Here is an 11,408-nt window from a genome sequence, read left to right as displayed (position 1 = left end):
TGGCGTCCCCTAGGGGACTCGAACCCCTGTTACCGCCGTGAAAGGGCGGTGTCCTAGGCCACTAGACGAAGGGGACAAAACCTTCTGTACAACAGATCAGGGCTGAGACCTGATCGATTCAAGGACGGTGTGGCCAGACCTTGAACCTGTAAATTGGTGGAGCTAAACGGGATCGAACCGTTGACCTCTTGCATGCCATGCAAGCGCTCTCCCAGCTGAGCTATAGCCCCTCATCGGTGAGGACGGGGCGAATCTTAATGGCGGTTTGAAAGGCTGTCAAATTTATTTTCAACAATTTTCAAAATTTTTTGCCGGGATAACAATCACTTACCGTTAAAACCCCGGAAAACCGGGGTTTTAACGTTACCGCTCGTTGCTTAAGCGATAGCGCCCAGCAGCTTTTCCCATTCCTTGTTTTCTTTCTTCGAAACACCACCAAGCAAATCAAGGGCTTGGCGCAGACGGAAACGCGTCAGGTCCGGGCCGAGAATTTCCATTGCATCGAGCACCGACACCGAGCTGGCCTGCCCGGTGATCGCGGCAAACATCAGCGGCATCGCATCGCGCAATTTCAGCTCGAGAGACTCGACCACCGCCTGGATTGTCGCGGTAATTGCATCCTTCTCCCACTGGCGCAGGCTTTCCAGCTTCCACAGGATCAACTGCATCAGCTGGCGAACCTGGTCGCCCGAAAGCTTCTTGGATTCAAACAGCTTGGGATCCGGGTTCACGCCGCCGGCAAAGAAGAAACTGGCCAGGGGCGCGACCTGGCTGAACGTCTCCACCCTGCCCTGCACCAGCGGCGCGATCTTCATCATGTACTCAGGGTTCAACGCCCACTGCTGCACACGGCTGGCGAACTCTTCCACCGGCAAGTCACGCAGCCATTGGCCATTGAGCCAGGACAGCTTCTCGATATCGAAGATCGGCCCGCCCAGCGACACGCGGGACAGGTCAAAGTTGTCGACCATTTCCTGCAGCGAGAACTTCTCGCGCTCGTCCGGCATCGACCAGCCCATGCGGCCCAGGTAGTTGAGCATCGCTTCCGGCATGAAGCCCATGCGCTCGTAGAAGGTCACCGAGGTCGGGTTCTTGCGCTTGGACAGCTTGCTCTTGTCCGGGTTACGCAGCAGCGGCATGTAGCACAGCTGCGGCTGCTCCCAGCCGAAGTACTCGTAGAGCAGGATCAATTTGGGCGCCGACGGCAACCACTCTTCGCCACGCAGCACGTGGGTGATGCCCATCAGGTGGTCGTCGACCACGTTGGCGAGGAAGTACGTCGGCAGGCCGTCGGTCTTCATCAGCACCTGCATGTCCATGCGGTCCCACGGGATCTCGACGTCACCGCGCAGCATGTCCGGCACCACGCACACGCCTTCGCTCGGCACTTTCATGCGGATAACATGCGGCTCGCCAGCGGCCAGGCGGCGGGCCACTTCTTCCTTCGACAGCAGCAGTGCACGGCCGTCGTAGCGCGGGGTTTCGCCACGGGCCTGTTGCTCGGCACGCATCTGGTCGAGTTCTTCGGCGGTGCAGAAGCACGGGAACGCGTGGCCCATGTCGACCAGTTGCTGGGTGTATTGCTTGTAGATGTCGCTGCGCTCGCTCTGGCGATACGGGCCGTGCGGGCCGCCAACGTCCGGGCCTTCTGCCCAGGTAATGCCCAACCAGCGCAAGGCATCGAAAATCTGCTGTTCCGACTCGCGGGTCGAACGCAGTTGGTCGGTGTCTTCGATCCGCAGGATGAATTCACCGCCGTGCTGCTTGGCAAAGCAGTAGTTGAACAAGGCGATGTAGGCAGTGCCGACGTGGGGATCCCCAGTAGGCGATGGCGCGATGCGCGTGCGGACGGTGGTCATGGCAGGTCTCGAATGGGCGATATAACTGAAATTGAAACAAGGGGCGAATGGTAACAGCCCCAGGCACCCCGGCTCCAGCACAAGGGCATAGTGGCCAAGCTTCGGTCTGGAGGCGTGCCATGGCTATTTGCCAGATGCGCGGCTGGCTATATTCCATTACCTCTTGTTACAGACATCCTGCCCATGCCTGCCCCACTCAAACGCCGCCTGTTTATCTTTGTGTTTATCGTGACCCTGATTGCCCTGGGTTTCTTCGCCCAGTGGTTCTTCAGGGGCCGCTTCTATGAAAGCACCGACAACGCCTACGTGCAGGGCGAAATCACCCGTGTGTCGAGCCAACTGGGCGCGCGGATTGTCGAGGTGCTGGTCGGCGACAACGAGCACGTGCAAAAAGGCCAGTTGCTGGTGAAGCTCGAAGGCGATGACTTCCACCTGGCCGTTGACCGCGCCAACGCCGCCCTGGCCATGCGTGAAGCCGAGCGCGTCCAGGCGCAGAGCAAGCTCACCCAGCAAGCCAGCCTGATTGCCGCCGGCGCGGCCAAGGTCGCGTCCAGCCAGGCCAGCCTGGGGCGCTCGCAGATTGACTTGTCGCGCGCGCAAACCCTGCGCGGGCCCGGCTACGTCTCGGAAGAACGCGTGACCACCCTCTCCGCCGACAACCACATCGCCCGCTCCCAGGTGAGCATGGCCGAGGCCGATCTGCAGGGCCAGCGCCAGCAGGTGAATGCCCTGAACGCCGAGATCAAGCGCCTCGACGCCATGATCGTCAACGCGAAGACCGACCTTGCCCAGGCCGAACTCAACCTGACCCGCAGCGAAATCCACGCGCCGATCAGCGGCCTGGTCGGCCAGCGCGCCGCGCGCAATGGCCAATACGTGCAGGCCGGCGCCTATCTGCTATCAATCGTCCCCGACCAGGACATCTGGATCCAGGCCAACTTCAAGGAAACCCAGATCGGCCATATGCAACCGGGGCAACACGCCGAGCTGACCTTCGATGCCTATGGCGACACGCCCATCGCGGCGCGGGTCGACAGCCTGTTCGCCGCCTCCGGGGCCCAGTTCAGCCTGTTGCCGCCGGACAATGCCACCGGCAACTTCACCAAAGTCGTCCAACGCATTCCGGTAAAGCTGACGTTTGCGCCGGATAACCCGCTGCAGGGCAAGATTCGCCCTGGCATGTCTGTCACCGTCAAAGTGAACATCAAAGACCAGCCCGATGGCCGGTGATCAACTGCTGCGCCCGGTCGGCGAACCGACCCGGCGCGACTGGATCGCGGTGATGAGCGTGATGCTCGGCGCCTTCATGGCCGTGCTCGACATCCAGATCACCAACTCGTCGCTCAAGGATATCCAGGGTGCGCTGTCAGCCACGCTGGAAGAAGGCTCGTGGATTTCCACCTCCTACCTCGTCGCCGAAATCATCATGATCCCCCTCACCGCCTGGCTGGTGCAGTTGCTCTCGGCACGGCGCCTGGCCGTGTGGGTGTCGGTGGGCTTCCTGATCGCCTCATTGATGTGCTCCATGGCCTGGAGCCTGGAAAGCATGATCGTGTTCCGCGCCTTGCAGGGCTTCACGGGCGGTGCGCTGATCCCGCTGGCGTTCACCCTCACCTTGATCAAGCTGCCCGAGCATCACCGCGCCAAAGGCATGGCGATGTTCGCGATGACGGCCACTTTCGCCCCGTCCATCGGCCCGACCATCGGCGGTTGGCTCACCGAAAACTGGGGCTGGGAGTATATTTTCTACATCAACGTGCCACCGGGCCTGGTGATGATCGCCGGGCTGCTCTATGGCCTGGAGAAAAAGCCGTCGAATTGGGATTTGCTGAAAAGCACCGACTACCTCGGCATCGTCACCCTGGCCATTGGCCTGGGCTGTTTGCAGGTATTTCTGGAAGAGGGTCATCGCAAGGACTGGCTTGAATCGAGCCTGATCGTCAGCCTTGGCAGCGTCGCGCTGCTCAGCCTGATCACCTTTGTCATCGTGCAACTGTCCAAGCCCAACCCACTGATCAACCTGGGCATCCTGGCCAACCGTAATTTCGGCCTCTCGAGCATTTCCAGCCTGGGCATGGGTGTGGGGCTGTATGGCTCGATCTACCTGCTGCCGCTGTACCTGGCGCAGATCCAGAACTACAACGCGCTGCAGATCGGCGAAGTGATCATGTGGATGGGCGTGCCCCAGTTGTTCCTGATTCCGCTGGTGCCTAAGCTGATGAAGTACGTCTCGCCCAAGTGGCTGTGCACGCTAGGCTTTGGCCTGTTCGGCCTGGCGAGTTTTTCCTCGGGGGTGCTCAACCCGGACTTCGCCGGCAGCCAGTTCAACCAGATCCAGATCATCCGCGCCCTCGGCCAGCCGCTGATCATGGTGACCATCTCGCTGATCGCCACCGCCTACATCCTGCCCCAGGACGCGGGCTCGGCGTCGAGCCTGTTCAACATCCTGCGCAACCTCGGCGGCGCCATCGGCATTGCGCTGCTGGCAACCTTGCTGGATGCGCGCACCAAGACCTACTTCGATTATCTACGCGAGGCGATCGTGCCGACCAATCCGCAGGTGGCGGAGCGGATGGCGACACTGACCGAGAAGTTCGGCAACGAGACGGCGGCATTGGGCAAATTGAGTGAGATTGCGCACCAGCAGGCGCAGATCATGGCCTATAACGATGCGTTTCATTTTGTCGGTCTGGCGCTGGGGATCAGCATGCTGGCGATATTGTTGACCAAGGCGTTGCCGGCGGGGCTCAAGGCGGGGGAAGCGCATTAGACCGAGTCGCCGCCTTCGCAGGCAAGCTAGCTCCCACAGTGAAAGCGTCGTCCAGGCGAACGCGGTCAACTGTGGGAGCTGGCTTGCCTGCGATGAGGCCCTTCCAGACGCTACACCTCAAACAGCCAACAAGCGCTCACGCAACTTGCCGATCTCATCACGCGTCTGCGCTGCTGCCTCAAACTCCAGGTCCCGCACGAGCGGGTACAGCTCCCACAGTTAAGTGCGTCGCCCAGGCGAACGCAGTCAACTGTGGGAGCTGGCTTGCCTGCGATGAGGCCCTTCCAGCCGCTGCACCTCAAACAGCCAGCAGACGCTCACGCAACTTGCCGATCTCATCACGCGTCTGCGCCGCAGCCTCGAACTCCAGGTCCCGCGCGAGCTGGTACATCTTCTCTTCCAGCTGCCGGATGCGCTTGGTGATCTCACTCGGCGAGCGCAGTTCGTTTTCGTACTTGGCGCTTTCCTCGGCAGCCTTGGCCATGCCCTTGCGCTTCTTGCTGCGCGAGCCGGGCACCGTGGCGCCTTCCATGATGTCGGCGACATCCTTGAACACGCCCTTGGGGGTGATGCCATTTTCCAGGTTGAACGCAATCTGCTTGTCGCGACGCCGCTGGGTCTCGCCAATCGCGCGCTCCATGGACCCGGTGATGCGGTCCGCGTAGAGAATCGCCCGGCCGTTGAGGTTACGCGCCGCGCGGCCGATGGTCTGGATCAGCGAACGCTCGGAACGCAGGAAGCCCTCCTTGTCGGCATCGAGGATCGCCACCAGCGACACTTCCGGCATGTCCAGGCCTTCACGCAGCAGGTTGATGCCCACCAGCACATCAAAGGTGCCGAGGCGCAGGTCGCGGATGATTTCCACGCGCTCCACGGTATCGATGTCCGAGTGCAGGTAACGCACGCGCACGCCGTGGTCGGCCAGGTAGTCGGTCAAGTCTTCGGACATGCGCTTGGTCAGCGTAGTGACCAATACGCGCTCTTCGAGGGCCACGCGCTTGGTGATTTCCGAAAGCAGGTCGTCGACCTGGGTCAGCGCCGGGCGGATTTCAATTTCCGGGTCGACCAGGCCGGTCGGGCGCACCAGTTGCTCGATCACACGGCCCGCATGCTCGGCCTCGTAGTTGCCCGGCGTTGCCGACACGAAGATGGTCTGCGGGCTGATGCTTTCCCATTCGTCAAAACGCATGGGCCGGTTGTCCAGCGCCGACGGCAGGCGGAAACCGTATTCCACCAGGGTCTCTTTACGCGAACGGTCACCCTTATACATGGCGCCGACCTGCGGCACGCTGACGTGGGATTCGTCGATCACCAGCAGCGCGTCGGCCGGCAGGTAGTCGTACAGCGTCGGCGGAGGCGCACCGGATTCGCGGCCCGAGAGGTAGCGCGAGTAGTTTTCGATGCCGTTGCAGTAGCCCAGCTCCAGGATCATCTCCAGGTCGAAACGGGTGCGCTGCTCCAGGCGCTGGGCTTCCACCAGCTTGTTGTTGGAGCGCAGGTATTCGAGGCGCTCGGCCAGCTCGGTCTTGATGCCTTCGATGGCGCCCAGCAGGGTTTCGCGTGGCGTCACGTAGTGGCTTTTCGGATAGAAGGTAAAACGCGGCAGCTTGCGGATGACTTCGCCGGTCAACGGGTCAAAGGCCGACAGGCTCTCGACTTCATCATCGAACAGCTCGATGCGGATCGCTTCCAGGTCGGATTCGGCCGGGTAGATGTCGATCACATCGCCGCGCACGCGGAAGGTGGCGCGGGCAAAGTCCATGTCGTTGCGGGTGTATTGCAGGTCCGCCAGGCGGCGCAGCAAGGCGCGCTGGTCGAGTTTGTCGCCGCGATCGACGTGCAGCACCATCTTCAGATAGGTTTCCGGGCTGCCCAGGCCGTAGATGCACGACACCGTGGTGACGATGATCGCGTCCTTGCGCTCCAGCAGCGCCTTGGTTGCCGACAGTCGCATCTGCTCGATGTGGTCGTTGATCGAGGCGTCCTTCTCGATAAAGGTATCGGAGGACGGCACATAGGCTTCGGGCTGGTAGTAGTCGTAGTAGGAAACGAAGTACTCCACCGCGTTGTTCGGGAAGAACGCCTTGAACTCGCCATACAACTGCGCGGCCAGGGTCTTGTTCGGCGCCAGCACCAAGGTGGGACGGTTGATCTGCGCGATCACGTTGGCGATGCTGAAGGTCTTGCCTGAACCGGTCACCCCGAGCAAGGTCTGGTGCGCCAGGCCGGCCTCGATGCCTTCGACCATCTGGCGAATGGCCTCGGGCTGGTCGCCAGCAGGTTCAAAGCGGGTGACTAGTTGGAAATCCGACATAACGTACCTCTTGGAGTCACCCCAGACTGTAAACCCGTCGGGGACGAATAAGACCACAACCCGCGAAGATTCAGAGCGGGCCGTAGGAAAAAACCATGATAGCCGTAGAAGTGGTGGCGAATGTGGCGGGTTTCAAGGCAATCATCTGACCTGCCGTCCGAGAGCAATGTTGCAATACGACTAACGGTGGGCAAATAAACCGAAAAACTTGGCCGAAAAGCCGTTTCGGCTGTCGCCCTTGGCGGTGATGGCCTCTATACTAGCTCCCCGTTTGTGCACCGCTCTAGTGCATTCGGCTGGAGCGCGACACGTCCCTCCTTTCCCCCAAAGAGCTGCCGCAAAAATGAGCCTGTTCTCCGCTGTCGAAATGGCACCACGCGATCCAATCCTGGGCCTCAACGAAGCATTCAACGCCGATACACGAACCACCAAGGTCAACCTTGGCGTGGGCGTTTACTGCAACGAGGAGGGGAAAATTCCACTCTTGCGTGCCGTTGCCGAAGCGGAAGCCATTCGCGTGGCGCAACATGCCGCCCGTGGCTACTTGCCGATCGACGGCATCGTGGCTTACGACCAGGCCGTGCAGAAACTGCTGTTCGGCGCTGAGTCGCCGCTGCTGAGCGCCGGCCGCGTCATCACCGCCCAAGCGGTTGGCGGCACCGGCGCCCTGAAGATCGGCGCGGACTTCCTCAAGCAACTGCTGCCCAACGCTGTCGTCGCCATCAGCGACCCAAGCTGGGAAAACCACCAGGCGCTGTTCGAAAAAGCCGGCTTCCCGGTACAGACCTACCGCTACTACGACGCCGCCACCCACGACGTGAACCGTGCCGGCCTGCTCGAAGACCTCAACGCCCTGCCACCACAGTCCATCGTGGTGCTGCACGCGTGCTGCCACAACCCGACCGGCGTCGACCTGAGCCCGGCCGACTGGCAAAACGTGCTGGACGTGGTCAAGGCCAAGAACCTCGTGCCATTCCTCGACATGGCCTACCAAGGCTTTGGCGACGGCATCCACGAAGACGCCGCGGCGGTGCGCCTGTTCGCTGAATCGGGCCTGACCTTCTTTGTGTCCAGCTCGTTCTCCAAGTCGTTCTCGCTGTACGGCGAACGTGTGGGCGCGCTGTCGATCGTCAGCGAATCCAAGGAAGAAAGCGCGCGCATCCTGTCCCAGGTCAAGCGTGTGATCCGCACCAACTACTCCAACCCGCCGACCCACGGCGCGGCAATTGTGGCTGCGGTGCTGAACAACCCTGAGCTGCGCGCCCAGTGGGAAGCCGAACTGGCTGAAATGCGCCTGCGCATCCGTGGCATGCGCGAGCAGATGGTCGCCGAACTGGCCAAGGCTGCTCCGGGCCACGACTTCAGCTTCGTCGGTCGCCAGCGCGGGATGTTCTCCTACTCCGGCCTGACCGTTGAGCAAGTCACCCGCTTGCGCACCGAGTTTGGCATCTACGCGCTGGATACCGGGCGTATCTGCGTGGCAGCGTTGAACCAGTCGAACATTGGTGCCGTGACGAAGGCGATTGTTCAGGTGCTGTAAACCTCAAACGGCTGTGACGAGGGGGAAGCCATTCACGGGCTTCCCCTTTTTTATTGGCTGTGGCGAGCGGGCTTGCAAAAAATTCACTGGCCGCAACACTCAGCCCCTAGACTGAACCCTGACTGCCCCTTTGCTGTGAGAGCCTTATGAGAAACGACGACCTGGACCTGCGCGCCGACCGCGACGAACTGCATGACTACACCCCGCGCGCGCCGCAAGCCAAGCGCCAGAAAAGCCTGGTGCTGCAAGTGGCCCTGGGGGTGTTCCTCGGCGGGTTGGCACTGTGGCTGGTGCAGCTCGGCGCGACAGCTATCATGGCCAAGCTGGCCATGGGCACCCTGCAATTTGGCGGCTGACACGCCCTGTTGGGGCTGGTAAGCCAGCTCCTACAAGGGAACTACGCGTTCTTCCAGCAGCTTCACGAAGCTGTTCAGGCTCTGCGACACCGTGCCTCGGCGCCAGATCAGCCAGGTATTCAGGATGCGGAACGAGTCCGCAAGCGGCCACACACTCACCGCCGCAAACCCCGGCATGCTCTCCAGCATGCTGCGCGGCATGAGCGCCAGCCCGGCACCGGCGCTGACGCAGGCAAGCATGCCGTGGTACGACTCCATCTCGAAGATCCGCCCCGGCACCGCGCCATCCTGTGAAAACCAGCGCTCGAAGTGGTGCCGGTAGGAACAATTCGAGCGAAAGGTGTAGATGCTCTCCCCGTTCACATCCTGGCCGCGCGTGATCGGCGCGTGGTGCAATGGCGCGATCACCACCATCTCCTCCTCGAACACCGCCACGCCTTCCAGGGTCGCGTGCAGCACCGGCCCATCGACAAACGCCGCCGCCAGGCGCCCCGAGAGTACGCCCTCGATCATCGTGCCCGACGGCCCGGTGCTCAGGTCCAGCTCGACCTTGGCGTGCTTCTGGTTATACGCCGCCAGCAATGCCGGAATGCGCACTGCCGCAGTACTTTCCAGCGAGCCGAGGGCAAATGCGCCCTGAGGCTCCTCCCCCGCCACGGTGGCACGCGCCTCTTGGACCAGATCGAGAATGCGCCGCGCGTAGCCGAGGAAATTCCAGCCGGCCGGTGACAGGCGCAGGCGGCTCTTCTCGCGGATAAACAACTCCACTCCCAGGTCCTGCTCCAGTTGCTTGATGCGCGTGGTCAGGTTCGACGGCACCCGATGAATCACCTGCGCGGCGGCACTGATGCTGCCCTGCTCGGCAACGGCCTTGAAGATTTCCAGCTGCACCAGGTCCAAATCATTCTCCAATCGTGAACGTATTGCTTAATATTATTCAGTTTCCAGAAAAGATGCAGCCCCGTAGGCTGGACTCATTCCACTCATTCAGCCGGACGGTGCCATGAACGCTATTTCTCACCAGACCCACGCCCTGTCGATCAACCCCGCCAATGGCGAGACGGTCGGCAGCTACCCTTACGAAACTGCAGCACAACTGGACGCCGCCCTCGACCGGGCCACCGGTGCCTTCCGCACCTGGCGCCGCCAGCCGGTGAGCCAGCGTGCCGAGCTGCTGCTGGCCCTGGCTGGCGCCCTGCGCGAGCAAGCCGAAGACATGGCGCAGATGATCACCCTGGAAATGGGCAAGCCCATCGCCCAGGCGCGGGCCGAAATCGAAAAATGTGCGCAACTCGCCGAATGGTACGCCGCCCACGGCCCGGCCATGCTGGCCCCGGAGCCGACCCTGGTCGACAACGGCAGCGCCCAGATCGAATACCGCCCGCTGGGCCCGATCCTCGCCGTGATGCCGTGGAACTTCCCGGTCTGGCAAGTGCTGCGCGGTGCCGTACCGACCATGCTCGCCGGCAACACCTATGTACTCAAACACGCGCCGAACGTAATGGGCAGCGCCTACCTGATGAAAGCCGCGTTCGACAAAGCCGGCTTCGCTGAAGGCCTGTTCGAAGTGCTCAACGTGACCCAGGATGGCGTATCCAAAGCCATCGCCGACCCCCGCATCGCCGCCGTGACCCTCACCGGCAGCGTGCGTGCCGGCATCGCCATCGGTTCCCAGGCGGGTGCTGCATTGAAAAAATGCGTGTTGGAACTGGGCGGCTCCGACCCGTTCATCGTGCTCAACGACGCCGACCTCGACGCCGCCGTGCAGGCTGCCGTGATCGGTCGCTTCCAGAACAGCGGCCAAGTCTGCGCCGCCGCCAAGCGCCTGATCATCGAAGCAGGCGTGGTGGAAGCGTTCACCGCGAAATTCCTCGAAGCCAGCCGTGCGTTGGTGATGGGCGATCCGACCTCGCCCCACACCTATGTCGGCCCGATGGCGCGCTTCGACCTGCGTGACGAGTTGCACGGCCAGGTCCAGGCGACCCTGGAAGAAGGCGCAACCTTGCTGCTGGGCGGTGACAAAGTACCGGGTGCCGGCAACTACTACGCGCCGACCGTGCTGGCGGGTGTCACCGACCAGATGACTTCGTTCAAGCAGGAACTGTTCGGCCCGGTAGCCTCGATCATCACCGCCCGCGACGCCGACCACGCCGTGGCCCTGGCCAACGACAGCGAGTTCGGCCTGACCGCGAGCATCTTTACCACTGACGCAGCCAAGGCGCGGGAGATCGCCAACCAGCTGGAAACCGGCGGGATCTTCGTCAACGCGTTCAGCGTGTCCGACCCTCGGGTGGCATTTGGTGGGGTGAAAAAGAGCGGCTTCGGGCGCGAGTTGTCGCACTTCGGCGTGCGGGAGTTCTGCAACGCGCAGACAGTTTGGCTGGATCGCAAGTAAGCCGGATCAGCACGACTGCCAGCTTTCGTGGCGAGCCGCCTGGTCGTGGTGAGCAGGCTTGTCGTGGTGAGCAGGCTTGCCCTGCGTTGGGGTGCGAAGCGCCCCCATGAATCCCACCGCATCGTTTCAGGAAATCCGTGGTGTGAGGTTTTAGGGCTGCTTCGCAGCCCAACG

The 11,408-nt window shown here is 62.0% G+C and carries 9 protein-coding genes and 2 tRNA genes; 5 read left to right on the top strand and 6 right to left on the bottom strand.

Annotated elements, in window-relative coordinates; translation table 11 throughout:
* The 3 genes from AC07OJ_RS18070 to gltX form a co-directional block, all read right to left on the bottom strand.
* Window positions 1-76, bottom strand: a tRNA-Glu gene (locus AC07OJ_RS18070).
* 78 nt (window positions 77-154) lie between these two features.
* Window positions 155-230: transfer RNA gene (locus AC07OJ_RS18065), tRNA-Ala, on the bottom strand.
* Between the two features lie 147 nt (window positions 231-377).
* Window positions 378-1,859: a glutamate--tRNA ligase gene (gltX, locus tag AC07OJ_RS18060; protein WP_025856465.1), complete on the bottom strand. Its 1,482-nt coding sequence runs from the start codon at window positions 1,857-1,859 to the stop codon at window positions 378-380.
* Window positions 1,860-2,042: 183 nt separating this feature from the next.
* Here gltX and AC07OJ_RS18055 point away from each other — a divergent pair, with 183 nt between their 5' ends.
* Both AC07OJ_RS18055 and AC07OJ_RS18050 read left to right on the top strand, forming a co-directional pair.
* The gene (locus AC07OJ_RS18055; RefSeq protein ID WP_065904509.1) at window positions 2,043-3,089 is read left to right on the top strand and encodes an HlyD family secretion protein; all 1,047 of its coding nucleotides are present in this window, start codon (window positions 2,043-2,045) and stop codon (window positions 3,087-3,089) included.
* Window positions 3,079-4,629 (top strand): MDR family MFS transporter, encoded by a 1,551-nt coding sequence (locus AC07OJ_RS18050; RefSeq protein WP_120449195.1) that lies wholly within the window; start codon window positions 3,079-3,081, stop codon window positions 4,627-4,629. Before AC07OJ_RS18055 ends, AC07OJ_RS18050 begins: the two co-directional genes overlap by 11 nt.
* 117 nt (window positions 4,630-4,746) lie before the next feature.
* Here AC07OJ_RS18050 and AC07OJ_RS18045 read toward each other — a convergent pair whose 3' ends face one another.
* The gene (locus AC07OJ_RS18045; protein ID WP_495094935.1) at window positions 4,747-4,827 is read right to left on the bottom strand and encodes a hypothetical protein; all 81 of its coding nucleotides are present in this window, start codon (window positions 4,825-4,827) and stop codon (window positions 4,747-4,749) included.
* 100 nt (window positions 4,828-4,927) lie between these two features.
* Complete coding sequence (gene uvrB / locus AC07OJ_RS18040; protein WP_065904495.1) at window positions 4,928-6,943, bottom strand: excinuclease ABC subunit UvrB; 2,016 nt, start codon at window positions 6,941-6,943, stop codon at window positions 4,928-4,930.
* A 343-nt stretch (window positions 6,944-7,286) separates the two neighbouring features.
* Between uvrB and AC07OJ_RS18035 the strand changes: the two genes are divergently transcribed.
* Both AC07OJ_RS18035 and AC07OJ_RS18030 read left to right on the top strand, forming a co-directional pair.
* Window positions 7,287-8,483, top strand: coding sequence for an amino acid aminotransferase (locus tag AC07OJ_RS18035; RefSeq protein ID WP_034116881.1), 1,197 nt, complete (start codon window positions 7,287-7,289; stop codon window positions 8,481-8,483).
* A gap of 146 nt (window positions 8,484-8,629) precedes the next feature.
* A complete protein-coding gene (locus AC07OJ_RS18030; protein WP_017138724.1) occupies window positions 8,630-8,839 on the top strand; it encodes a hypothetical protein in 210 nt (69 codons plus the stop codon).
* A 30-nt stretch (window positions 8,840-8,869) separates the two neighbouring features.
* Here AC07OJ_RS18030 and ptrR read toward each other — a convergent pair whose 3' ends face one another.
* Window positions 8,870-9,739 carry a putrescine utilization regulator PtrR gene (ptrR, locus tag AC07OJ_RS18025; protein WP_213552758.1) on the bottom strand — a complete coding sequence of 290 codons (870 nt, stop codon included), beginning with the start codon at window positions 9,737-9,739 and terminating at the stop codon, window positions 8,870-8,872.
* A 103-nt stretch (window positions 9,740-9,842) separates the two neighbouring features.
* Between ptrR and AC07OJ_RS18020 the strand changes: the two genes are divergently transcribed.
* The gene (locus AC07OJ_RS18020; RefSeq protein ID WP_120449197.1) at window positions 9,843-11,234 is read left to right on the top strand and encodes an aldehyde dehydrogenase family protein; all 1,392 of its coding nucleotides are present in this window, start codon (window positions 9,843-9,845) and stop codon (window positions 11,232-11,234) included.
* Window positions 11,235-11,408: the final 174 nt, after the last annotated feature.

The sequence above is a fragment of the Pseudomonas sp. GW821-FHT09C08 genome, from assembly GCF_059418125.1.
The sequence above is the reverse complement of the archived record's forward strand: the minus strand, read 5'-3'. Positions and strand labels throughout refer to the sequence as shown.